The sequence below is a fragment of the Candidatus Binatia bacterium genome (assembly GCA_026415395.1).
GTDB lineage: Bacteria > Desulfobacterota > Binatia > HRBIN30 > HRBIN30 > HRBIN30.
Map to the genome: position 1 here is coordinate 399,265 of JAOAHD010000002.1, position 24,520 is coordinate 423,784.

At 61.1% G+C, this 24,520-nt stretch carries 22 protein-coding genes and 1 pseudogene; 15 read left to right on the forward strand and 8 right to left on the reverse strand.

Translation table 11 applies throughout. The features are described 5' to 3' along the window. The first annotated feature begins 25 nt into the window (after positions 1-25). The 12 genes and pseudogenes from N3C12_02215 (at position 26) to N3C12_02270 (ending at position 10,897) form a co-directional block, all read left to right on the forward strand. Entirely contained in the window at positions 26-1,423 is a 1,398-nt protein-coding gene (locus N3C12_02215; GenBank protein ID MCX8071255.1) for a magnesium chelatase, read from the forward strand. 39 nt (positions 1,424-1,462) lie between these two features. Beyond that, a complete protein-coding gene (locus N3C12_02220; protein MCX8071256.1) occupies positions 1,463-3,064 on the forward strand; it encodes a VWA domain-containing protein in 1,602 nt (533 codons plus the stop codon). A gap of 329 nt (positions 3,065-3,393) precedes the next feature. After that, positions 3,394-4,124, forward strand: a pseudogene (locus tag N3C12_02225) (MBL fold metallo-hydrolase). A 61-nt stretch (positions 4,125-4,185) separates the two neighbouring features. Then, positions 4,186-4,854 (forward strand): GNAT family N-acetyltransferase, encoded by a 669-nt coding sequence (locus N3C12_02230; GenBank protein ID MCX8071257.1) that lies wholly within the window; start codon positions 4,186-4,188, stop codon positions 4,852-4,854. A gap of 952 nt (positions 4,855-5,806) precedes the next feature. Beyond that, positions 5,807-6,334 carry a hypothetical protein gene (locus N3C12_02235; GenBank protein ID MCX8071258.1) on the forward strand — a complete coding sequence of 176 codons (528 nt, stop codon included), beginning with the start codon at positions 5,807-5,809 and terminating at the stop codon, positions 6,332-6,334. A gap of 352 nt (positions 6,335-6,686) precedes the next feature. Further along, positions 6,687-7,430: a hypothetical protein gene (locus tag N3C12_02240; protein MCX8071259.1), complete on the forward strand. Its 744-nt coding sequence runs from the start codon at positions 6,687-6,689 to the stop codon at positions 7,428-7,430. An 844-nt stretch (positions 7,431-8,274) separates the two neighbouring features. Beyond that, complete coding sequence (locus N3C12_02245; protein ID MCX8071260.1) at positions 8,275-8,892, forward strand: VCBS repeat-containing protein; 618 nt, start codon at positions 8,275-8,277, stop codon at positions 8,890-8,892. A gap of 98 nt (positions 8,893-8,990) precedes the next feature. Next, positions 8,991-9,272, forward strand: coding sequence for a VCBS repeat-containing protein (locus N3C12_02250; GenBank protein ID MCX8071261.1), 282 nt, complete (start codon positions 8,991-8,993; stop codon positions 9,270-9,272). A 107-nt stretch (positions 9,273-9,379) separates the two neighbouring features. Next, entirely contained in the window at positions 9,380-9,643 is a 264-nt protein-coding gene (locus N3C12_02255) for a hypothetical protein (protein ID MCX8071262.1), read from the forward strand. Continuing rightward, complete coding sequence (locus N3C12_02260) at positions 9,591-10,289, forward strand: hypothetical protein (protein MCX8071263.1); 699 nt, start codon at positions 9,591-9,593, stop codon at positions 10,287-10,289. The genes N3C12_02255 and N3C12_02260 overlap by 53 nt, the downstream gene beginning before the upstream one ends. A 15-nt stretch (positions 10,290-10,304) precedes the next feature. Then, a complete protein-coding gene (locus N3C12_02265) occupies positions 10,305-10,733 on the forward strand; it encodes a hypothetical protein (GenBank protein MCX8071264.1) in 429 nt (142 codons plus the stop codon). Beyond that, positions 10,730-10,897 carry a hypothetical protein gene (locus N3C12_02270; protein MCX8071265.1) on the forward strand — a complete coding sequence of 56 codons (168 nt, stop codon included), beginning with the start codon at positions 10,730-10,732 and terminating at the stop codon, positions 10,895-10,897. The genes N3C12_02265 and N3C12_02270 overlap by 4 nt, the downstream gene beginning before the upstream one ends. A 370-nt stretch (positions 10,898-11,267) precedes the next feature. Here N3C12_02270 and N3C12_02275 read toward each other — a convergent pair whose 3' ends face one another. Both N3C12_02275 and N3C12_02280 read right to left on the reverse strand, forming a co-directional pair. Further along, positions 11,268-12,233: a chloride channel protein gene (locus tag N3C12_02275; protein MCX8071266.1), complete on the reverse strand. Its 966-nt coding sequence runs from the start codon at positions 12,231-12,233 to the stop codon at positions 11,268-11,270. Then, positions 12,122-12,931 carry a chloride channel protein gene (locus N3C12_02280; protein ID MCX8071267.1) on the reverse strand — a complete coding sequence of 270 codons (810 nt, stop codon included), beginning with the start codon at positions 12,929-12,931 and terminating at the stop codon, positions 12,122-12,124. The genes N3C12_02275 and N3C12_02280 overlap by 112 nt, the downstream gene beginning before the upstream one ends. A 359-nt stretch (positions 12,932-13,290) precedes the next feature. Between N3C12_02280 and N3C12_02285 the strand changes: the two genes are divergently transcribed. The 3 genes from N3C12_02285 to N3C12_02295 are packed head-to-tail and all read left to right on the forward strand — an operon-like array spanning position 13,291 to position 19,445. Beyond that, positions 13,291-13,773, forward strand: a complete 483-nt coding sequence (locus tag N3C12_02285) for a GNAT family N-acetyltransferase (GenBank protein MCX8071268.1) — start codon at positions 13,291-13,293, stop codon at positions 13,771-13,773. 3 nt (positions 13,774-13,776) lie between these two features. Continuing rightward, positions 13,777-18,675, forward strand: a complete 4,899-nt coding sequence (locus N3C12_02290; protein ID MCX8071269.1) for an NAD-glutamate dehydrogenase — start codon at positions 13,777-13,779, stop codon at positions 18,673-18,675. A 26-nt stretch (positions 18,676-18,701) separates the two neighbouring features. Further along, on the forward strand, positions 18,702-19,445 hold the full coding sequence (locus N3C12_02295) for an MBL fold metallo-hydrolase (GenBank protein MCX8071270.1): 744 nt from the start codon (positions 18,702-18,704) through the stop codon (positions 19,443-19,445). 73 nt (positions 19,446-19,518) lie between these two features. On the opposite strand, the gene N3C12_02300 is transcribed toward N3C12_02295, so the two are convergent. The 6 genes from N3C12_02300 to N3C12_02325 all read right to left on the reverse strand — a co-directional run bounded on the left by N3C12_02300 (position 19,519) and on the right by N3C12_02325 (position 24,437). Next, positions 19,519-20,949, reverse strand: coding sequence for a hypothetical protein (locus N3C12_02300; protein ID MCX8071271.1), 1,431 nt, complete (start codon positions 20,947-20,949; stop codon positions 19,519-19,521). Positions 20,950-21,092: 143 nt separating this feature from the next. Then, the gene (locus N3C12_02305) at positions 21,093-21,305 is read right to left on the reverse strand and encodes a DUF2905 domain-containing protein (protein MCX8071272.1); all 213 of its coding nucleotides are present in this window, start codon (positions 21,303-21,305) and stop codon (positions 21,093-21,095) included. 20 nt (positions 21,306-21,325) lie between these two features. Further along, positions 21,326-22,423, reverse strand: coding sequence for a Holliday junction branch migration DNA helicase RuvB (ruvB, locus tag N3C12_02310; protein MCX8071273.1), 1,098 nt, complete (start codon positions 22,421-22,423; stop codon positions 21,326-21,328). After that, on the reverse strand, positions 22,420-23,016 hold the full coding sequence (ruvA, locus tag N3C12_02315) for a Holliday junction branch migration protein RuvA (GenBank protein ID MCX8071274.1): 597 nt from the start codon (positions 23,014-23,016) through the stop codon (positions 22,420-22,422). Before ruvA ends, ruvB begins: the two co-directional genes overlap by 4 nt. Before the next feature lie 144 nt (positions 23,017-23,160). Continuing rightward, entirely contained in the window at positions 23,161-23,655 is a 495-nt protein-coding gene (gene ruvC, locus N3C12_02320) for a crossover junction endodeoxyribonuclease RuvC (protein MCX8071275.1), read from the reverse strand. 32 nt (positions 23,656-23,687) lie between these two features. Next, a complete protein-coding gene (locus N3C12_02325; GenBank protein MCX8071276.1) occupies positions 23,688-24,437 on the reverse strand; it encodes a YebC/PmpR family DNA-binding transcriptional regulator in 750 nt (249 codons plus the stop codon). Between the last annotated feature and the right edge of the window lie 83 nt (positions 24,438-24,520).

The window sequence follows — 24,520 nt, forward strand, 5'->3', positions numbered from 1 at the left end:
TGGTGGCCGGAGCAAAGGCATTTTTATGGAGAACATTCGAACCTTAGGGGAACTGCGCGCGAGTGGCTACGAGGTCGTATCGGTGCGCGAGGAGATGCGCCGCAACCTGGTGGCGATTTTGGAACGTGGCGAGCCGCTATTGCCGGGAATAATCGGTTTCAAAGACACAGTGATCCCGGAGATCGAAAACGCGATTCTCGCTGGGCACCACATGGTGTTTCTTGGCGAGCGTGGCCAGGCAAAATCGCGCATTATTCGCTCGCTGGTGCGCCTTCTCGATCCACTCGTGCCAGCAGTGGCCGGGTGCCCCATCCACGACAACCCTTACGCTCCGATTTGTAAGCGTTGCCGCGAGGCGTACGCCGAGTTGGGCGATGCCCTGCCGATTGTGTGGATTGCGCGAGAACAGCGTTACGGCGAGAAGCTGGCAACGCCCGATGTTTCCATTGCGGACCTCATTGGAGAAATCGATCCGGTCAAGGTGGCGGAGGGACGTTATCTCGCGGATGAGGACACTATCCACTTCGGCATCATTCCGCGCACCAACCGGGGAATCTTTGCGATTAACGAGCTTCCCGACCTGACCGAGAAGGTCCAGGTGGGGTTGTTCAATTTGATGGAGGAAAAAGACGTACAGATCAAAGGCTACAAAATCCGCCTCCCGCTCGACATCGTCATTGTCGCCAGCGCGAACCCGGAGGACTACACCAATCGCGGCCGGATCATCACGCCGTTGAAAGATCGCTTTGACGTGCAAATTCGCACCCACTATCCGCGGCGGCTGGAGGACGAAATTGCCATTATGGAGCAAGAAGCCACGCTGCCCCGCTCGGTAAGTCGGCCACTCCTGGTGCCACAGTTCATGAAAGAAATCGTAGCGCAGTTCACGTTCGAGGCGCGTGCCAGCAACGAAATCAACCAAGCTTCCGGGGTGAGCGTGCGCACCACCATCAACAACTACGAGAGTTTGCTGAGCAACGCGGAAAAGCGTGCGATTCGCAATCAAGAACCGGAAATCGTTCCTCGCATTAGCGACCTGCACGCCATGCTCGCATCGACGGCGGGCAAGCTCGAAATCGAGTATTTGGGCGAGGAAAAGACGCCGGTCGATCTCTTCGATCGGTTACTCGATCGGGCGGTACTCAAGGTGTTCGACCGTTGGTGCAAGCTGGAAGATTTGCGCCCTATTTTGACCTACTTCGAAGGTGGTGGCGGTGTGGAGGTGTCGGATATGATGCCCTCGGAGGAGTATCTCGAGGGCGTGCACGCCATCCCTGGGCTCGAGCGTGCGGTACGCAGTTTCGGCAGCATCGAGAGCCCAGCGTTCATTGCCTCGGTCACTGAGTTCCTTTTCGAAGGCCTCCACCAGCACCAAAAGCTGAATAAGGAGCGGCAAGGCGGCCGGCTGACCTACCGACAGTAGGAGGGCACGCTCAGAGATCGTGGCCAGGTAGAGGGTGCAATGTTGGTCACTCGGTACACCGCTTGGGATGGTCGCCAGCGCAAGCCACTGGAGCCGGACCGAGTGTTTCAAGAGTTGCGCCGGTATCTCGAACACACAGACAACTTAGTTCAAGCACTCGACTGGCTTTTGCGTCACGGCATCGAATGGGAAGACGTGCGCGTGATGGGGGTGGACGAGCTTCTCGAGGAGGCCCGTCGCAAGATCCAAGAGCAGTTCGAGCGCTACAACCTCGATCGCGCCCTCGATCGCTTGCGCGAGCGCCTGGAGGAAATCCTCGAACTCGAGCGCGACACCCTGCGCGATCGGCTTTCCGGAAACCCCGCCTTACAACAGAAGTTGGACTTTCTCGACCAGCTCCCGCCCAGCCCAGGGCGCCGCATGCGCGCGTTGCGAGACTATGAGTTTGCCGATCCTGACGCGGCTCGCGAGTTTGCGCACGCGGCCGATGAATTCGAAGATGCCGAGGAACTCGACGCCTTTATCGCTCAGTACGGGCGGCTGTTTCGCGGGCAGGAATCGCTGGATTACGAAGATGCCGTCGAGGTGATGCATTTGCTCGAGCGGCTCAAGCGGTTGGAACGAGCGCTCGCCGAACAAGACCTCGACGACATCGATCTCGACGACCTCGAGGAACTGTTGGGCGTCGAGGCCGTGGTTTCCGTCGAGCAACTGCGTGCAATCACGACGATGCTGGAAGATGCAGGTTATCTCGTGCGGAGCGGTGATCGCCTACGGCTTTCGCCCAAAGGGGTGCGTCGTCTGGGCCAACTTGCCTTGCAAGACATTTATCGCGGGTTGCTGCGCGACCGGTTTGGCGGACACGCCACGGACCATCGTGGCCTGACGCAAGTGCGCTTTGAAGGAAGTAAACCGCTGCGCTTTGGCGAGCCCATCCATCTGGACCTGGTGCAAACCCTGAAAAATGCGCTGTGGCGAGGCAGCGGTACCCCCATCGAGTTGGAGCCTAGCGACTTTGTCGTATACGAGACCGATCACTCCACCACGACCTCGACGGTCTTGCTCCTGGACATGAGTTGGTCGATGAGTTGGGAGGGGCGCTTCCCAGCAGCAAAGCGGGTTGCGCTCGCATTGGAAACGCTCATTCGGAGCCGTTTTCCCCGCGACTACTTTGGTCTGGTGGGCTTTTACACCCGGGCGCGCGAACTGCGGGTGCAAGACTTGCCAGAGGTGACCTGGAACATGGGTGATCCGTTTACGAACTTGCAAGAGGGACTGCGCTTGGCCAGCGAGCTGCTCGATCGCCACCCGGCCAGCAACCGGCACATCATCGTGATTACCGATGGTCAACCCACAGCGTACTTCTCTCGCGGCCGCTTGTACTGTGAGTGGCCCCTCTCGTTTGGCGGCATCAGTATGCGCGCAGCGCAAGAGACCTTGCGCGAGGTCGAGCGCATCACCCGTAAAGGCATCGTGATCAATACCTTCATGCTCGACGATAGCCCTGCCTTGCGTGCGTTCGTGGAAAAGATGACGCGCATCAACAAAGGCCGCGCCTTGTACACCGACCCGCAAGATCTCGGCCGCTACTTGCTGGTCGACTATTTGGGCCGAAAGCGCACGGTGCGCGCTCGCCGATGAGCGGCGTGCTCCGTGCACAGGTCTGGACGACTCTTGGGACAGAGCCGCCTTCGCGGCGGATTTGGTACCGGGGGCTACGTGCGCGGGCGGCAAGAAAACTCGCGACGCGGCTCGCTACCCACATTGCCGCGTCGTAGAGAAGGGGAACGCCCGCACCGGTGCCCATGCGTTGGCTCTGATCTGCGTCGGCCAACACCCGGTGTCTACTGGGCAGGGCGGTCGACGTACAGCGATAGCAGCTTGTTTGCAGACTGATGGAGCAGCTGAGGGCGCGCAGCGTCTCTCGGCCCAGTGAGGCTGTGGGCACACAGCCGGAAGGAGTGTTGTCTGTGATTGCGAACCCGGAGTCCGGCACCAACGTCGAGGAAATTGCTGTAGGAATCTACCGAATCAGCACGCCAGTTGCTCTAAGCGGCGTACCGCAAGGCTTTTCGTTCAATCAGTTTTTGATTGTCGACGAGCGATCGTTGTTGTTTCATTCCGGACCACGCGGTTTGTTTCCGTTGGTGTACGAGGCCGTAGCGGCGGTCCTGCCGCCGCAGCGGCTGCGCTTCGTTGGACTTTCCCACGTAGAAGCGGACGAGTGCGGTGCGCTCAACCACTGGCTCGCTGCCGCGCCTGAGGCCGTCCCTTTGTGCGGAGTGGTTGCGGCTGAGGTTTCCATTCTGGACCTGGCCGATCGGCCTCCGCGCGCTCTTGCTGATGGTGAAAGCTTGACTCTCGGCGCCCATACGGTCCGGTGGCTCGACGCGCCCCATCTGCCTCACGCTTGGGAGTGTGGTTTTTGTTCGAGGAGCAGACACGAACGTTACTCTGTGGCGATTTGTTTACGCAGGCGGGACCGGGGCTTCCAGCGCTGACACAAGCCGACATTTTGGCTCCGAGCGAGAGCTTTCGTGCGGCGTTTGACTACTTTTCTCACACGCGGCGGGCACGGGCGCTCCTCGATCGGCTGGCGGCCGTGAACCCTACCACACTAGCCTGTGTGCACGGGAGTGCGTGGTCGGGAAACGGCGCCGAGCTTTTGCGTAGCTTGGCGGATCTTTTGGAGGCCGGCTGAGCGCGCCGCCCGTACTGTGAGCGGAGATTGACGGCACACTCATCCCACGAGGACACTCTTGGTGAACGCGCGAGAAGCCACATTGCGCACACGCCGCCTCCTGTTGCAGCCAATGACGGCTTCCGACGCGACTGTCGTTCATTGCATCTGGACGACGCCGGGTGTTCGGCGGTTCTTGTTCGATGGAGAAGTGCTGACCTGGGCGAAGACCACGGCCATGCTCGAGCTCAGCATGGACCTGTTTTGCCGCGAAGGGACGGGTTTGTGGCTCGGGCGCGGCAACGATGGCGAGGCGATTGCGTTTTGCGGCTACTGGTATTTCCACCAGCCCCCTCAATTGGAGCTGGTGTACGGGGTGGCCGAGGAGTACTGGGGTAATGGCTATGCCACCGAGGCAGCGCGGGCTTTGGCGGAATACGGCCAGCGGCGGCTCGGGTTACGCACCATCCGCGCAAGCACCGACGCCGCAAATGCGCCCTCGCTGTGGGTCATGGACAAGCTCGGGATGCGCTTGGCTAGGGCCGGCCCGAAGGGGAAACAAATCGTTTGCGCGGTACTCGCACCGTCTTGTGACTCTTTCCACGCGAAAGGGCGTCGTCCCGATTCCGTTCCGTTGACGCAATTTCGTTCAGCGACGGTGGCACTAGACGCGGCTTCAGGGAGGCGGCGCACGGTCTGCCGTTGGCACGGCGCACGGGTCCATGCGGCTCGAACGGTGGCAAAGCGCTGACGGGGTGGACCGAGGTGATCCGCGACTCCACCCGACACAATTCGCTGAGGCGAAGACCTGCCATGCGTAAGTGTGCCCACAAGGCCTCTTGATAACGTCTGCCGGAGGGGGGTGTAGGCGTAAGAAACGCTTAGTGGAGTATTAGCCATGATACCCACAGGCTGCCGGCGCAAGGAAGCTTGCTCTGTCCCACCATGCTCGCTTGTGCGAGCCCTTTCGGCGCGCGGTGTCCGACAAAGCCGAGCGGCGCTCTGGCATTCAGGACGTGTTTCTGCAGAACAAGCGGCGCATCCCGCCTTGCGGCCAGGGAAAAGTCGCCTAACGTGGAAAGAGTGCGCGCGTTCGCGGCCCGTGGAATTTTGCTCGTACGGACACTCGACGGGAGAGCGACGTGGGCTTCCGACCCACATGCCGCGGTCCGGAGTTGTCCTCGTCGCGTTCTTCATTAGGGGCGCGTCGGCCATTGGCCGCAGGCGGCCGCCTCCACGAAACCACGGTCCGCCGTGGGCTGGGGGTGTCATCCTTCTTGGCTTGGAGCACACCGTCCCGTTTCAGCGGGGCGGACATGACTCTCTAAGCGGGGTTTTTGGGGGCGGGAGAGGTGGCAAAGATGAAGTGACACAAAGAGGCGAACTTTAGGAGGCGTTCATGAAAGCAGACAGCGAGGGAATCAAGCGTGAGAGTACGAGCGTTGAGTCGAGGGAGGCACGTGGTGTGATGCTTGGGGGGTAGACACGTTCTACTTCTGCGACTAGGAGTGCGAATTCTGCTGGCGGCTGCGCTTGTGTCCAACGGGCGGGGGCTTACGTTGCGCTGCTCGGGCGAACCCGGGGAAGGCAGCTGGGGTAAGGGAACCTAGGAGGGCACCTTCGAAGTAGACGTAGGCGCGCGGCGGTGGCACGGCAACGTTCTGCTGAAGGAGGGACGCACCGATGGGCTGGCAGAGCTTAGCATGGAAGGTGCATTGCACGGCCCGCAACTCAGTGGGACTGTCAAGAGCGGTTCTGGGGATCAGCCGCCACTCGAGGTTGCCGCTTGGTGGAGCGGGGACCGAATGCGGGGCACGCTTGCCACGCCTGGCGGCAAGCAGCCACTGTGGGCGAAGTGTGAAGCTGCGGGAGATAGCACCACGGGGGCATTGGGTACCTTCTCGGGCGAGCTGCCACCCGAGGAGCCATGGCCGGAGAAGTATCGGCAACCGAGCGCAAAGGCGCCCTCGGATGACAGCGTGAAAGATCCGCGGGCGTTTTACTGCGCCCTGCGTCACTCGCGAGCCGCAGAGGTTGGGAGCTTGGGTCTGCTGCAAGCCATCGAGGCGAATTGCCCGAACGATTTCTCGGTGGCGGGTGGGGGCGGCAGCGGCGCATGCCATGTCGGGCCTCCAGAATTCAACCCCCCGGGTACCGGCTACGGTGGCGGGCGCTTTGGTCAATGTCGTTTCGCGAACCTTGCAGCACTGGCCGCACATAACGTAGAGTGAACCCAGCGTTGCCGTGCGGCCCGCGACGGGCGGGGACTCGGGGGTCGTGGTCCTGGGATTCAACGATCTCACAACTTTTTTTCTCCACTCCTGCCGGGGGAACTCCGAGGTGGTGTGGGCTTTGGCTGGTCCACGGAGGGCGCGCAAAGTTTCCAGCAAAATCCTGAACAGCTTGCGCTGACCCTTCCGCAAGTTAGTGCACCACCCCCTATAGTGGTGGCGGAAACCTGGAGGCTTGCCGACGTCAGTTTCGACCGAAACGCGCAACCGGACCGTTCCGAAGGAGCAGCGATGAACCTGACGGCCTTCGTTATTCCCCCTGGCGTCGTGTTCTTCGGCCACGGATTAATGGTTGCCAGGGAGGAGCAGCGGCCCGGGGCCCCCGGTGTTCTTCCAGGGTGGAGGGATCGCGCGCAGCGCTCGTTACGACAAACCGTGGTTCGCGGCTCGCAAATTTGCGCGCGTGCCGGGAGAGGATCGGGCATTTGTTTGCGCCACGCAAATTCAGTGTGACCCACCGGCAACTTATGAGATACAGCTCCTCGAGGTGCGCACGGACTGGGTCCAGCAAGAGGAAATTTCTACGCTGACTCGCGTTGTGGCGTCGGGTACGTTGACGGACCTCGACATTGTGCAGGGTTGCCAAGTGAAGCAGGCGCCCGACGGTGGGGTGTGGGTGAGTTGGTGGGAAGGAGTCGGTGGGGTGAGTCGGATCAAGGCAAGGCGCTACGACCTCACCAGCAGAGACTTCGGGCCGGTGACCGACGCCAGCGGACCTTTTGTCGCCCCGAAGGACGCCGTCGCTTCGGCCGACTGTGGCCGCAGAGCGCTGAAGGGGCACATCCGATACTCGCCATTCCCCAGTATGGACCTCGATCCTGTCGACGGGCGCATTTACATCGCTTACGCAGCGGCCGACACCGTCTCTCCATATCGGTCGCGATCGGTCGCGCATTTACGTTGCCCGCTCCACGGATGGCGGAGCGACCTGAACCCGATGGCTGGTAGACGATTAAGGCCCGGGCGACCGTTTCATGCCGGCACTGGCCGTCAGCGCTTTCCGCACCGTGCGGGTGATGTGGTACGATCGGCGTAACGACCCGAACAACTTGAACATCGACGTGTACTACGACACGGGAGTAGGCTGGAGTACCGATCAAAGGTTGACCACGGCGCCGTTCGGCGTTCCCAGAACACTGCCAAACTTTGATTGTTCGAGCAGGTCTATCTTCGCCGTGCCGAACTGCTAGATGGGCGATTACAACGCGATGAGCGCGGGCCCCTTCGATTCGACGTCCGCGCATGATTTCGTTCAGGCCTGGGGTGACAACTCGCTCAAGTTCTATGATCCGGACATGCAGTTAGATGTCCCGGATCCGGACGTTCGGGCGACGCGAACTGCTGGGTGTCAAATACACGCGGGCCCCGCCGGGCGCCTGAGCTTGCTTCCACTCATCGCAGGGGTTGTTCTGGTACGGTTGGCCAGGAGGGGGTTACGGAAGAGCCGGCCAAGGCTCGCATGGCGCGGAGGGCGGCTGTGGGCTGCCGCCGCACTGGCCACTCGGTCTGCCATCGACCATCTTCGCCAGTGAGGTTTCACATGGTCTCGAACGCGCGGGGACTTCGTGGTTCTTTGGTCGTGTGCTTTGCGCTTTGCTTTGTTTTCTGGGCTAGCCTGGTGCGGCCAGCGACCGCTGGCCGCACCAGGGCTTTCCCTTACACAGCAGGGATTCTGGTTCCCGTAGCTGAGCATCGAAGAGACGCCGTGGATTTGGGTGACTTTGATGGAGATGGCAACCTCGATATGGCTTTTGGTGAGGTAGCCGTGGGTCTGGTCTGGCGCCCTGGGCTCGGCGATGGCAACTCGGGCCTCTACGGTACGTCGAAAGGGGTGTACATCCGGCGTGGCTTCAGACGATTGACTGGGCCGCGATGGAAACATGGACCCGCTGGCTAGTTACTACGAGGTAGGTAAGGTGGCGGTTTTCGCAGGCGATGGAAGATGGGGGTTTTCGAAACTTGAAGAATACTCGCCTGGCGGTGGGGTTCATGGAATGGCCGTGGCGGACTTCGACCACGATGGGGGATTGGATATTGCCGTACTTTATCAGCGCGGGGTTCGCTACTTTGCGAGGGTTCTTTGGTCCCGCGGTGCCGGTGCCGAGCGTGAGGTGGGCAGCGAGTTCGAGGGGCTCGGAGCAGTCGGGGGCATATCGGCAGGGGATTTCGACGGCGACGGCTGGTTCGACTTAGCCGTGAGCCACTCGTTCGATCCCTCCGGCAACCCCTGGTCCACCGTGTCTTTTTATTGCAATGACGGGGGTGTCCTAAAAATTGACGAGCCTTACAACCTCGTGGCGGATTATCCTGGGAACCCGCTGTGGTTCAGTGATGGTTTCGCGCAAATCCTACCGCGCGCTAACGGCGACTTCGACGGCGACGGGATTGACGACCTCGCGGTCGGCGCGACTTGCTTTTTTCCCCGCGCGACCGCGACTTGGATCCCATGCAATTGGGAGCGGATCATGCAGGTGCCCGAAGGCCTCGGATGCGGATAGAGGGAGCGGCCGTTGACGAGGCGGGCTTGAATTTAGCCGCATTACCGCCTGCTCTCGTTTGGTCCGAGAGAAGTTCGATTGATATATGCGGTTATGTCATGATCGTCCGACGAGCGCGCGACCGGATCTTGGCGGAGAAGTACCGGGTGCCAAGCGGTCAGTACCCCCGCTCTGTGCACGTGTGCGACCTGGACGGAGATGGGCGACTGGACATTGCGGTGGGAGGGATTAACGCGTTGGGTGTTCTCTATGGGCAGGGCGGTTTTCTGTTTGAACCGCACTTTTATCCACGCGTGGGGAACTTGCCCAACGCTCCGGTGGTGAACGGCGACGTGAACCGTGACGGGTTGATCGACCTAGTTCAAGGGGCGACCACGTAATGCTGGTGTTACCCGCCATTGCACCGCGCCGGTATCCTTCCCGTTCGAACCTACGAGTGGTTTCGGGGGCCCGGGAAACGTCTACATTTCAACATTTGGTTTGCGACGTGGATCGGGATGGCAATAACGATGTGATAGTGACCGACGGTTTCGACCGTGTCTTCACGTTTTTCAATCGGCCATCGCAGAGGAATTTTGTCGGCCCGGTCGTTTCGCAGTTGGCTCTTCCCGCGTGGCATACCGGTTTTCAGGCTCTTCTGGCGATGGATGCGGATCGCGATGGCGATTGCGACATCGTGGTTCAGTCGGACTTTCCTGATGAATCCGGATATAACTTTTCACCGGGGCCGCTGGGGGGTATTCTTCGGTGACACCACCGGCTCGTTTACGCAGCGTGAGCCCGTTTGCGGCGAGGTTCCGGAGGACAGTGAAGGCGAGCGCCCGGTGCCACTCAGGCAGTCGACTTTGATCCCAATCGCGTTGGGGAACGAGAACGTGTTCCTCAGTACTGTGGACACCATCCGCGCGAATTGGCGGTTTGGCGAGGACTTTTCTCCTCAGCTTGCTCAGATTTTTGATATATCGGCGTCGGATGATTCCGGCCCTTGGTTTCGCGGGGTCGGGCTGAGGGACAATACCCTTTGGGATATTGATCATGATGGCGACTTAGACATCGTTTCCTTTTTTGCCCAGTATACTCAGCAATTCGGCCCCGCGGCCTTCCGTGTGGGCGTTTACCTTCGTGAGGGTGATAGCTTTGACTTCAAGCCGCTCCTCACCCCCACACAGATAGCGAGCAATATAACGGTCGATGGGAACACAAGGGCGAAACTTGTGCCTCTCGGATTGGCCGATGTCGACGAGGATGGGCTGCTGGATATCGTTTGGAGTATGAGCGGCCGGTCCGACGAGGGCTGTATTGGGTGGTCGCGCGGTCTACCTGGCTTGCACTTTGGCGAGCCAGTTGCGTTTGCACCGCCCTGGTCGGCCGGTCTGTCCCAGAATCCTTTTACCTAGGTGCAGGTTCGCGATATGACTGGGGATGGAGTCGCTGACTTGGTTCTTTTTCGCCAGACGACCGGACTTGCGGTCATGGAGGGTCTCGGAAACGCGCAATTCGGTTATCGAACCCTCTATACTCTGGTCGATGCCGACGCCGACGTCATCTGCTGCTCAGAATTGCTTGACCTTGACTCCGATGGCCGGCCAGACGCGTTGACCTCGTATGACCTGGAAGCCTTTGATACAGCGGCTGCGATCTTTGATGACAAAGGAAACGTCGTGCAAGGGACTGCAACTGGAGGGGTCGTTATCTTGTACAACCAGGCGGAGGCGCCACCGTTGTTCACCCCCACGCCCACTCGCACCCCGGGGGTAACCTCTACATGGACTCCATACCGGATCGTAGCGCCCACCCCACGCCTCATTGCCGCGGTGACTGCAACGGTGATGGCCCCGTGACCGTGGACGAGGTGGTGGTAGCGGTTCGTCTCCTGCTGGGAACCAAGCGGCCCGGCTACGAGTTGACGCAGGACTACTGTGGCCTAGACCGCAATCTGGACAAGCGTGTCACGGTGGACGAGGTGGTGGAAGCAGTGAACTCGTTGATCTCGGGCTGCAGGTAAGTTCGATGGTTGGTGGTCGGTCACGCAGCGAGGCGCCTGCCAACCTGGTTCGGGGCGGCTACCTTGCTCGACACTGTGCCTGGTCGAGGGTACGCACATGGGCGGCAGTCCCCCAGTTGTCGCTCAGCGAGATCGAAGCAGCGAGAGCGGCGTCGTAGCATCGTTGGATGCGAGGGGAGTTCCGTCACCTTACTTGGAAGGGCGCCATGTACGCAGGTGCTGCATCTGATGCTGGGGCTCGGGGGAATGCGGACCGGTGCTTGGCGAACCCAGGGGCCCAAGTTGCGAGGGTGGATATCGCCTCGTTCGTCGCAGGGGCGCCTAGTGTTATCGAGGGCGGTTTTCCACCTCTCGACCTCTCGAGCTTGTGTCACTCGGAGCGAGCTGCGCTTGCGGTTAGCCCCGTATTTTCTGCTTCGCGCTTGAGCGTCCTCGCTGCCGAGGAGCCGCATCCCTGTCGGAGAATCTCCAACCCGCCGTATGCCTCGGGCGCAATGAACGCCGTGAGCCGCATCCCTGCCGCGAGGCGGGTATCCGCCCGAGGTACCCACTCATGTTTGCCATCGACGCAACGCACAAGAATGCAACCCGTCGGAAGCCCCAGGTTGCGCACCTGTTGGCCGACGAATGGCTCATTGGGTTCGACGACGAACTCGACAATTGGGTTCTCGGGAGCGCGCGCCGGCGCGTCCAGTCGAAGATCGCGCTCGAGTAAAGCTTCGTAAATTGGGAGATCTTGGAAGAACTCCATGACAACGTACGCGCAAAAGCAGCTTACCAGCAGCGGGAGCTTTTGGTCGTAGTTGCCCGTCATCTCCACAATCAGCATGATGCCCGTGAGCGGTGCCCGGACAATAGCGGAAAGGTACGCAGCCATTCCTACCACGGCAAAGGCCTCCGCAGTCGGCACCGCAGCCGGGAAGACAATTCGGAAACACTCCTCGTGTGTCCGCCCCAGTAGGGCTCCGAGAACGAGCAAAGGGGCGAAAATGCCCCCGGGAACCCCCTTTCCATAGCTGGCCATGGTGAGTGCAAAGCGGAGGGCAAACAGCCCGACGAGGCTGGGCAGCGAAAAGCCCCCGCGCAGCACCGCTTCGGCAAGCGCATGCCCGTTACCTGGGACGTGTGGGAGATGATAGCCAATGAGGCCAACGGCGGATCCCACTAGGGCTGCGGCCAGTATTGCAAACGAAGGGGGAACGCGCCCGAAGAGCTCGAGCGTTTTCAGAAGCCCGCGGTTGAAGGCTCTTCCAAGCAAGCCGGCGGCAAGTCCGAGCACTGCAAAAAGAGGAAGTGACGCCAGCGGTGGCGTTGCATATGCGGGAATCTCGAACACTGGGTGCGACCCGAACGCAATCCGGGCATAACGTCGGCGATTACGCACGCGATAAAGGCTGCACCGAACACGATGGGTTGAAAGTCGCGACGCACCTCTTCGAGCACAAAAACAAGACCAGCCAGCCGCGCATTGAATGCTGCAGCCAGCCTTGCACCGGCTCCGGCCGTAATCAGAGTAAGACGCTTTGTCTCGGACACCTTCAGCCAATGCGCTACGGCAGCTCCCGTTGCCCCTCCCATTTGCACCGTTGGCCCCTCGCGTCCGAGCACCAAGCCGCTTCCGATTGCCAGCACACCGCCAAAAAACTTCACCGGCAGCAGTCGCTGCCAGCAAAGGTTACGATAGCGGCGCAAGACAGCCTCGAGGTGAGGAATGCCACTGCCCGCGGCCTCGGGCGCAAAGCGGCGGGTGAGGTCTGCCGTAAGGGCCGCGCCGCAAGTAGACCCGAACACGGGTGCCATCCATCCCCACGTCGGAACCGAGTGGCTCCATGCAGTAAGTGCCAGGCGCACCGTGTCCGCTCCCATCAGCACGCTACGGAAAAGCACGGCGACGGCCCCGGCCAAAAGGCCAACAAGTGCAGCGCGCGGAAAAATCCAGCGGCGCTGTTGCCGCACAGAGAGGTACGCTTCGAGCTCCGACTCGGCTGAGACCGCTTGCGCGGCAGCGCTGGAGGAGTTGAGCGGCAGACCCATATGCGTGCCGTATCGATTCTCTTCCGTCGAGACCAGGGGATCGCCAGGAGCCAAGCAGCTCGCGACGGACTGATTTGAACGCTGACAGCTCAACGAGCAAGGCAGGAAAAACACTGGCCAACAGACGGCCCATTGATCCAGAGGAAGAGTGCACCTGGTTCCAGCCGGCTTCGAACTTGCACAGGAAGGAACGTTGGGCAAACGCGCGGGCTCGATCTGCCGGGGTCGTCGGGGAAGCGGCGCAACCAGCGCCGGAGCGGCTGTGTTTTCACGCCTCGCAATCCACGATCGGCTCCGCATGCGCTCCTGCGCATTCTCATGTGGGAGGAAAGACAACAGGCGTGCTATGCAACGCCAACATGAACGCTCCAGCACCGGAAATCCGGATCCGCCGAGCACGTTGGCGTGATTTCCAAGCCGTGGCCGACTTGGTTGCGCAGTGTGCAGCTGGGGAGCTCCAGGCCGAGCGGCGGACCATTCGGCGGTTTCGTCACATTGTGCATGACCTCGGAAACGACCTTTACCTCGCGTTTGTCGAGGACGTGCTGGCCGGGTTAATTCACCTCGTCTATGTGCGCGAGCTCGTCGCGCCGCGAAGGGCAGAGATCTGCACGATCCTGGTGTCGCCCATCGTCGAAGCCGGTGGCATCGCCGACTCCTTGCTCGCACTCGCCTGCAAACGGGCGCAAAAACGGGATTGCGGTTTGATTGTCATTCGTAGCAGTGCAGCACCCCCAAACCTTTCCCCTTCGCTGGCTGCCGCTGGATTCCGCTCTGCCGGGGAGTGGTATAAAGCCGCCGTACCGCCCCTACACGCTGGCAGCGCGAAACAGGAGGATTGAGCCGTGGCGGAACTGTCCAAAGCCATCGCACGGTTGATGGCTGAGCGGGTCCAACAGCAAAAAGAAGTGCAGGCACCGGCTGGTGAGCCCCAGTCCCCGGTGGATACCGAGTCTTCCAAACTCAAGCGGGTGATCGAGTTATTGCGCAACCGCGTCGCGCCCGGAGAACGGATATTAGTGGAAGGGTTGGCGCGACAGTGGCTGGAACGCGCGGGCGCTGATTTGCTGATGGAAGGCGAGGCGGAGGAGCTGGCCGAGCTGGTGCACGATGTTTTCCGCTTTCTTCACGGACCAGCCAAGGCAGAACCGCGTGTGGAGGCACGTCCGGATCCGCAGCGGTTACGTGCCTTCGTGGTGTACACCTGGCTACGGGATCGACCGTTTATTGTCGATACCGTGCAGGAGACCCTGCGCGCGACCGGGGTACGCATCCGCCGGCTGCTGCACCCGATCTTCGTTGTCGAGCGGGATGAATCGGGGGACCTCCGCGCGATCACTGCCCGCGGTGAATTTGGCCAGCGAGAGTCGGTTTTGCGGATCGAAATCGATAACGTGGCCGATCCCGTGCAATTGGTTGCCGTACTGCGCGAGCGACTGACTGCAGTTGTGTGGGCTACAGGAGACTATCCTGCCATGCGCAATAAGGCCGCTGAAATTGCCGACGAGCTGCGCACACATACCCTGCCGCGCCCGTGGTCGGCCGATACTGACGAGTTCGCAGCCTTTTTAGACTGGCTTGCCGAGAAAAACTTTGTATTCCTCGGTTACCGGGAGTACGAATTTCAGGGTCACGGACGCGAGCGTTTCGCCCAGGTGCGGCGCGGGTCAGGGCTGGGCATTTTGCGCGACGAGCAACGCTCGCAGTACTTCCAGGCGCAACCTCTGCCCGATGGGTTGCGCCGCCGACTGAACGAGCCGCCCTTGTGGCTGATCTCCAAAACGAACGCGCAAAGTCCTGTCCATCGCTCCGGGCACATGGACTACATCGGCGTGAAACAAGTAGATGCCGCGGGCGTGGTGGTGGGCGAACGCCGCTTTCTCGGTTTGTTTACCGCAAGGGCCTACGCCGAGGAGCCGATGCGCGTGCCGCTCCTGCGCCTAAAGCTCGCTTACATTCTCGAAGCCGAGGGGGCAGAGGAGGGCACGCACTCGTACAAGGAAATTGTCGCTTTGTTCAACAGCCTCTCGCGTACGCAGTTGTTAGCATTATCGCCCGAACAGCTTCGCGAAACGATCAAAGCGCTGCGAGCTGCTGAAGAAACAGACGACGTTGACATGATTGCCCACTTGGACCCGATCGAGCGGGGTGTGTTCGTCACGGTGTCGATTCCGCAGAATCGGTTTTCGCACGATTTAGAGCAGCGAGTGGAGGAGGGGTTGCTCACGCAGTTCGAGAACAGCGCAATTTTGGAAAGCCGGGTGGCGTTGGACGAACGGCGGCACGTGCGTTTGCACTTCTACATCGCCCCGCGAACGGGAACTGTGAAAAGAGTCCCCGTTGAGGAACTCAAGCGCAGTGTCCGCTCGCTTCTGCAAACTTGGGAGGATCGCTTTCGCGCCGCGCTGGAGGAACAGTACTCGCGCGAGATTGCCCACACCCTCGCGCAACGATACGCGTCGATTTTCGACGACGCATATCGTGCGGTTACCGATGTGCGCACTGCCGTCGTCGACGTGGCCAACTTGGAGACCGTGTTGGCGTCCAAAGCGCCGCAGGTGGATTTGTTACCGGCCGGACTCGTGCGGGCTTACCCCGGTGAGGTGGTCCTTAAGTTGTACCTTCCCGGCGCACCGCTGGTGCTGAGTGATTTTCTGCCTTTCCTCGAAGACCTTGGCTTTCAAGTCATCGCTCAAGACGTCCACGAGCTGCAAATCGCGGGTCTTGGCCGCGTGGGCATTCACTCGTTTCCCGTGCGCGATCGGCGCGGGTTGCCCATCGACACCGAGCAGGTGGGAAGGGCGGTGTGCGAGGCGCTAGGCTTGCTGCAAGCGGGTAAGCTCGAAAGCGATCCTTTGAACAGTCTGATCCTCCGTGCGGGCTTGAGGTGGCGCGAAGTGCAATTGCTGCGGGCGTATGCCCACTACGCGCTGCAACTGCGCTTGGCGCCAAGCCGCGAAACCGTGGTGCGTACGCTCGCCGAGTCCCCAGCCTGCGCACGGGCGCTGTGGAATTACTTTGCCGCAAAGTTCGACCCTGAGCGCAAGGAGTCTGCTCGAGACCGCGAGGAGCGGGTTTTGCCAACCTTACAGCGCGAGTTCGAAGCTGCCCTCGAGGGAGTGGGCTCGATCGAAGAGGATCGGCTGCTCCGCGCCCTGTTTGCACTGGTGCAAGCGACGGTACGCACCTCGTATTTTTGCCCAGGGGAGGATCCGCGCGAGCCAGTGACGATGGCGTTGAAGTTCGATGGCACAGCCTTACCAGGCTCGGGTCCCAAGCCTCTGCTCGAAACTTACGTTCACGGCCCCTCGGTAGAAGGTGTGCACTTGCGCGCCGCGCGGGTGGCGCGGGGAGGCGTGCGACAAACTGATCGCTCGGATTTCCGCAGCGAGGTGCTGGCACTGATGCTCACGCAAGACGTGAAGAACGTGGTCATCGTGCCTGGTGGGGCCAAGGGTGGCTTCGTGGTGCGCCGGGCGAGAACCTACCCGGTGCCCGTGACAGAAGCGGCCGCCGCGTACCGGGCGTACATCAGCGCGCTGCTCGACGTGACAGACAATGTGGTCCGGGGGCGCGTCGACACGCCGCCTCGAGTGCTCGCCTACGATCAGCCGGACCCGTATCTGGTCGTGGCCGCCGACAAGGGCACGGCGACGTTCTCCGACCTGGCGAATGACATCTCCGTGCAACGGGGCTTTTGGCTCGGCGATGCGTTCGCTTCTGGCGGAAAACACGGGTACGACCACAAAAAGCAAGGCATTACCGCCAAGGGCGTGTGGGAGTGCGTGCGGCGACATTTTTACGATCGCGGACGCAACATCGATGAGGAAATCCTCGACGTCGTCGGCATCGGCGACATGAGCGGCGATGTGTTTGGCAATGGGATGTTGTGGTCGCGCCGGTTACGCTTGCGGGCTGCCTTTGACCACCGGCACGTCTTCATTGATCCAGAGCCGGACCCGCTGCGCTCTTACAACGAGCGGGAGCGCCTGTTTCGGCTGCCGCAATCGAGCTGGGCGGACTACAACCCAGAGCTCCTGAGCAAGGGCGGAGGGGTGTACCCGCGCCAGGCCAAGCGCGTGCAATTAACGCCCGAGGCCAGGGCATTACTCAGGCTCGAGCCGGGCGAATATTCGGGCGAGGAACTGGTGCGCGCAGTGTTGCGCATGCCAGCGGACTTGTTGTGGAACGGTGGCGTGGGCACCTACGTGAAAGCGAGCGACGAGTCGCATGCCGAGGCGAATGACCCGCCGAATGATCCTGTGCGGGTGGATGCACGCGAGCTGCGCGTGCAGGTTGTGGCCGAGGGGGGCAATCTCGGGTTTACCCAGCGGGCGAGGGTGGAATATGCCGTTCATGGCGGTAGCATTGACACGGACGCCATCGACAACTCCGCGGGTGTCGACATGTCCGACCACGAAGTGAACCTCAAAATTTGCTTGGCGGCAGCGATGGAAGCTGGGCAACTCACGTGGGAGGAGCGCAATCGTTTGTTGGCCGCCGTGGAGCCGGAAGTCATCCAACGCGTGCTCGATCATAACCGCCGACAGGCCCGTGTGCTGACGCTCGATCATTGGCGCAGCCGCACCCGTTTGCACGAGTTTCGCGAGCTCATGACGGAATTGGAAGGGCAAGGCCTGCTCGATCGCCGTGCGGAGCACTTGCCCGACCGTGATCAATTGCGCGCGCGGCGACCAGTATTTTTGGGGCTGACGCGGCCGGAGTTGGCGCTCGTTTTGGCTCATACGAAGCGCTGGTTGCAACGCGAATTGTTGGCGAGCGGCTTGCCGGACGACGGCTTTTTTGAATCGTTCCTCCGTGGCTACTTTCCTCAAGAAATTTGTCAACGCTTCGGGTTGGCGGTGCGCAGCCATCCGCTGCGGCGCGAGATCATTGCAGTGGAGGTAGCCAACCTGGTCATCGATCGCCTCGGTATGGGCTTTGTGGCTCGTTTATGTCGCGACACCGGTGCAAAGCCTGCCGAGGTCGTGCGCGCCACCTGCCTCATTGGGGCGGTGTTCCAGTGGGATGGCATTTGGAGTGACCTTGATGCCCTTGGCACTGCGCTTTCGCCCGAAGGGGAGCGGGAGGCGTTGCTACTGATCGAGCGTGGGCTCGGGCGAGCAGTGGCGTGGTACTTGGAAACGCAGCCGCGGGAGGTCTCGGCGGCGGCCATGTACGAGGCCCTACAGCGTGCTACCCATGACCTGTGGGGTGCAATTCCTGAGGCCTTGGAGGGTGAAGTACGTCGTGAGTGGGACGGCGTGGTGGAACGCCTTGCCGGTTTCGGCTTCCCCAGGGAACTTGCGGGACGCATCGCATTGCTTCTGCAAGCGGCCGAGTTGTTGGAAGTGGCGGAAATCGCGGCCGGAATCGAGAAAAGTCCCGCTCAGGTCCTGCATGTTTACTTTGGGCTTGCCGACTTGCTGTCGTTGGCTTGGTTGCGGCGCAGTGTGGAGGAGATGGATAGTGACGACCGCTGGGAGCAGCGGGCCTTGAACGAGGTCGTCCACGATCTCACGACGGCACACCGCAAGTTGACCGAGCGGGTGTTGGCCTGCGGGCAACGCGGGAAGGACCTTGAACAGTGCTTGTTGCACGAGGCGAAGTGGCAAGAGGGGCAACTCGAAGCGCTTCGAGCCTTGGTACGCGACGCTCAGTCAGGGCGGCAGTTAACTTTGGCCCAAGCATTGGTGGTTGCCCGCGAGCTCCTGCGGTTTGCAGAGCGGCCCCAGGGATCGTAGCCGTAGCTTTTGAGAGGCGGATGAACATGGGCGTCGTGGAAGTCTTGTTTCTCGGGGCCGGTGATGCCTTTTGTTCGGGCGGCCAACATCAGGCCGGCTACTTGGTGACCAGTCGCAGGGGCGTGCTCCTGCTCGACTGTGGCGCCACCACCCTTGCGTCCTTGAAGCGCCACGAGGCGAACATTGCCGCAATTGATGACGTGTTCCTTAGTCATTTGCACGGCGATCACTTTGGTGGCCTCCCGTTTCTCTTCTTGGAGTGGATTTACCAGAGCCCTCGCCAGCGGCCATTGAACGTGGTTGGGCCGCCAGGAACGGCCGAGCGCGTTACCACGTTGTTTCGAATGCTCTACCGCGATGTCGGGAGCCGCCCTCTTCCCTTTGAACTGTGCTTCCGCGAGGTGCAACCTGGAGAAGAGGTCACGCTAAGTAGCGGCACGCTCCTGCCGTTCCGCGTGCCGCACCAGCAGGAAGAAGTTTCGTTAGGGGTACAGGTCACTGTCGAGGGAAGACGCGTTGTCTACTCGGGCGACACGGGTTGGACGGACGACCTCATCCACCACTCCAGCGGTGCTGACCTCTTTATTTGCGAGTGTTCGTTTTTCGATACGCTGGTGTCGAATCACTTGGCTTATCGTACGCTGGAGCAGGCGCGAGGGCGCTTTCGTTGCCAGCGATTGGTTCTCACGCACCTCGGACGCGAGGTGCTGGCACGGCGCAACGAGGTGACGCTCGAGTTGGCCTACGACGGTCTCCTTGTGCAAATGTGAGGGCGCGCAGCTGGCAGCCTTGGTTCCAGCCGGGCCTAACCGCGCGCCCATGGAGATTTGCCTTTCGCCACGCTCAAGGTACGCAAGGAAAGTCGGCGGTTGGATTGATGCCGGCTTTTATAAGCCATTCCTTGAGTCGCGGGTCACGCGTGCCACTGGCGATCTCTGCAAGACACCGCAGGTCCGGAAGCGCGCAGTAGGCCAGAGTGTTGAGGTCGGAAGCGAAGTGGCAACCGCCAAACGCGTTACTGAACCCGAGCCCGCCAACAAAAGAGCGCACCTGGTTAAAGTCGAGCAGCGTGCACGGCGTCAGTGGAGTGGTGATTTTCGTCACCCCAGTGGCGACCTTATTGTCGATTGCAGCATCGATGGTAGAGCAGGGAGTTGAGTACGAAGGAGTGCAAGTCCCGGCGCCGTCGATTTCGTTCGCAAGCTCGCACTTGGCGACTTTGCCTCCGCAGGCGTCCAACTTGTTCGGAGCGAATACCGCCAGCGCCTTACCCGCTCCGGTGATCCGCTTGCTGCACGCGAGCACTTTGCTCACCGGTTGCACCGTGGGCGGCGGGGTACCGTCGGGGGTTACATCGATGTTGCCGAACACCGAGGAACCTTGGCCGGTCGTACACCCCCCGCCGCCTGGATCTTTCCAGGTGATGCAGTATTGCAGGTCCTGATCGAACGGACCGAGGGCACTGAAGTCGAGGTATTGCTCGTTTAGCGTGAGCGTTTGGCTGGCGATCAAGTCATTGCAACTGGTTCCGGTACCGACCCGGATGTCCACCTTCCCGTTGTTGGGGTTGGACCCGCAGGCCAGCGCCGACGCATCGAAGTGGAGACGGTTTTGGAGCGGCAGCGTAATCGTGCCGGGGTTGGCCAAAACGCCGGGCGACGCCTGGGTTAACGTGACGGTTGTGTGGCTCGGTCGCGGCAATGCGCCGAAGAATGTTCCTAATGGCTGCGCGTTATCGAACAACGTCCCTACGCGGGGAGCAACGCGGACGATGTCGGTGTCAACGACGTTCTCGATCACGCCGCGGATGCATACGACCAAGTCTTGTAAGTTCGTGCCGCCACAACCGTTGGGATTCCACGTACCGCAAGCTCCGGAGCTGCCGAAGTTCAAACCTCCGGGGGGGTTGGAGCACATGGCGGTGATCCCCATTGGTGTACAGGCGGTGACCACGTCCGTCACAAACTTGTCCTGCGCTTTTTTGAGCCCTTTGCCCACGGTAATGAGTTTAGCGGTGCAAGACGCGATGGCAGTGTCGCGACAGGTCTTCACGTCCTGCTGCTGGAGTTCTTCTAGCAAGGCGCACTTCAGCAACTTGTTGTAGCAAGAGAGAATGAGGTTCCTGCGCGTCTTCGCATACGCTTTTCCCTTGGCTGTAAGCTTCGTGTGGCAAAGGCGCGCGGCCTCCGCCTGCGGCGACAATGCATACGCCCCCGGGGTCGCGACCAGTGCGATTCCGAGAGCAAGTGCAACACTGAGCTTGAGCTGACGCACGGTACACCTCCCACTCACGAACTTCGAGATAATTTTCTTCCTGAGACAGCCGCTGCAGTCAAGATAAAGTGAGTTAGACGGTGCTTCGGCCGTGAATCGCTGAGTTGACGAGCTCGCGTTGTCGTTGAGAGGCGTCGCTCGGGTCAGCGACGAAAGAGGTACAGGATCAAGGTTAGGATGATGCTGATAAGCAGGCTCGTCATGATGGGGAAGTAGATCGTTACATGGTCCGTCTTGTAAAAGATGTCGCCTGGGAGCCGGCCGAGCCACGGTACCTTCCCGGCCAGGGTGAGCACAAGCCCCAAAAGCACGAGCATCACACCAACGAGAATGAAAAATCGACCAAGTTCCGGCACGGTTCCACCTCTGGTCTCGACTACCGCTTCGGTAATTTAGCGAACAGATCCGCTTGGCGTGTGTGCGAGGGTGGGGTGCGGCCTAGGGCTTCGTAAGCGAGGCGTGTCGCCACACGGCCACGCGGGGTGCGAGCCAGGTAGCCCTGTTGGATGAGGAACGGCTCGTACACGTCTTCGATGGTCCCCTGCTCTTCACCGACTGCTGCGGAAAGCGTGCCCAAGCCGACTGGGCCGCCATCGAACTTGTCGATGATCGTGGCGAGCAGGGTGCGATCCATGGCGTCAAAGCCGAACTCGTCAACCCCCAGGAGCCGCAAGGCTTCGTCGGCCACCGTGCCCGTGATCTTGCCGCCGGCCCGCACCTGGGCGAAGTCGCGCACGCGGCGAAGCAAGCGGTTGGCGATGCGCGGCGTACCGCGGGAGCGGCGTGCGATTTCCTCTGCTCCCGATGGATCGATGGGAACGGCGAGAATGTGGGCGGCACGGTAAACGATTTCGCAAAGCTCCTGGGGGGTGTAAAAGTCGAGGCGTAAGCTCACGCCAAAGCGGTCGCGCAGCGGTGAGGTGAGCAAGCCTGCGCGCGTGGTAGCGCCAATGAGCGTGAAGCGTTGCAAGTCGAGGCGGAGGGAGCGCGCGCTCGGCCCCTGTCCGATCAGCACATCGATTTTGTAGTCCTCCATTGCCGGGTACAAAATTTCCTCGACCACTCGACTCAGACGGTGGATCTCGTCGATGAACAACACGTCGCCCGCTTGCAAGTTCGTCAGGATGGCCGCGAGATCTCCGGGGCGTTCGATCACCGGGCCTGAGGTTGTGTGGATGTTCACCCCCATCTCGCGGGCAACAATATGGGCAAGGGAAGTTTTCCCTAACCCCGGGGGCCCCGAAAGCAGCACATGTTCTAGGCTCTCGCCTCGTTGCTTGGCCGCCTCGATCGCGACCCGCAGATTTGCCTTCACCGCCTCTTGGCCAATGTATTCGCTAAGCCGCTGGGGACGCAGGTTGGCCTCGAGGAGCAAGTCATCATCGCCCGGAGTAGCTTGCAAAACCGGCGCGCGAGTGCCGGGAGCCGTGTCTTTCGGCACGGTCGGGCGTGCGGAGGCGTGAAACTCGCTCATGCCGCCGCCCTCCGCAGGGCGTCACGAATGAGCGCTTCGAGCTCATGGTTGCCTGCCGAGCGAGCCTGCCGCACCGCTTCCGCCGCAACCGCCGGTTTGAAACCAAAGTTGACCAGCGCTGAGATCGCTTGCTCTTCAATTGGTGCGGGGAGTTCAGGGGCGGAGTTCGTCGTAGCGAAGTCGGCGTCCGGGGGAGTGACGCGCTCCCGCAACTCGACCACGAGCCGGGCAGCCATTTTCTTTCCCACACCCGGGATTGCCACCAGGCGGGCGACGTCCCCACTCGCGAGCGCGGCGCGTAGCTCGCTCAACGAGCAGCCCGACAAAATCGTCAGCGCCAAACGTGGACCGATGCCCGACACATTCAGCAGCTCGAGAAACAAATCGCGCTCCTCGGCGTCGACAAAGCCATACAGTTGTAGAGAATCTGCACGGACGTGGGTATGTATGTGGAGTCGCACGGGTGCGCCGACGTCGGGAAGAGCGCAAAAGCCATTCAACGAGAGGAACACTTGGTAGCCGACGCCGTGGACGTCGACGATGCACTGTGCAGGCGATTTGAATGCTAACCTACCCGCCAACCACGCGATCATGACGCCCGCCTTTTACCGTAGCCTCGGCTGCAGGGGAAGATCGCAGCCGCCAAGTCGCGGTAATGCTCGCTCCACTCGAGCAGCAATTTTATCGGCGGGAGGAGCACAGTCCTTGTTACGGGCCCCCTTATGCGGCCGCCGCGCTTACCTCTTGTGTCGGGTACGCACGAGGCTGCGGCTTGGCTGGATTTGCAAATGGCACACAGCGGCAGCGAGGGCATCGGCGGCGTCTTCCGCCGGCGGTTCTGGCAAGCCGAGAAGGCGCTGGATCATAAACTGCACTTGCGCCTTCGTTGCCCGGCCGTCGCCCGTGACTGCCAGCTTAATCGTGGCAGGCGCATATTCGGCGACAGGAATTCCGAAGCCACCGGCCGCCGCCAGTACCACGCCCCGTGCTTCTCCGAGACGAAGCGCCGCCTGCACGTTATTGCCAGCGAAGCCTTGTTCAAGACTCAGCTCTTGCGGGCGATACTTGCGCAAAAGCCGTACGAGTTCGGCGTGCAGTTTGGCCAGCCGCGTGCCCATCCCACCGCGGCACCGCACGACACCGCTGGCCACCCACAGTGGACGGCGTGGGTCACCGTCGACCACCCCCCAGCCGGTTGCCACCGTGCTGGGATCCACACCAAAGACACGCATACACGCCCGCGGGAAGCGCCGCATCTTAGCGGTCAGGCGCTCAGGCGTTGGAGTTCATCCTCGTCGAAGTCGGCGTTCGAGGCGACGCTTTGCACGTCATCATGGTCTTCCAAAGCCTCGAGCAGTTTCATCGCTTGCAAAGCGTCTTGCCCAGTGACCCGTACGGTGTTCTCCGCCACCATCGACACCTCGGCGTTAGCAATCGGTATGTTGGCCTGTTGCAATGCTGCCTTCACCGTCTCGAAGTTTTCTGGCGAGGTGAGGATTTCGAAGGTACCGTCCGTGTCGCTTACATCATCGGCGCCGGCTTCGAGAGCAATTTCCATGAGCCGTTCTTCGTCAACGGCGCCCTTGGCCACCGTGATCACCCCACGCTTCTTGAACATCCAAGCCACACACCCACTAGCGCCTAAGTTGCCGCCGGCCTTTTCGAACAAACGCCGAATTTCCGCCACGGTGCGGTTGCGATTGTCGGTCATCGCTTGCACCAAAATGGCCACGCCGCCGGGACCGTAGCCTTCGTACTGAACTTCCTCGTAAGTTGCGCCCTCGATTTCGCCGGTACCCCGTTTGATTGCCCGCTCGATGTTTTCCATCGGCATGCTGTGCTCCCGCGCAGTTTGCACCGCAGTCCGCAAGCGTGGATTGGCGTTGACGTCCCCGCCCCCGAGGCGGGCGGCCACCGTGATCTCCTTGATCAATTTGGTAAACAGCTTGCCCCGCTTAGCGTCCTTCGCTGCCTTCTTGTGGCGAATGGAATGCCATTTGGAATGCCCGGACATGACTCTGTGACCCTCCTCTGTGGGCGCGAACTCGAGGCGTTGCGCACCTCTGCCGCTAGCACACGCGACCGGCGGAGTAAACG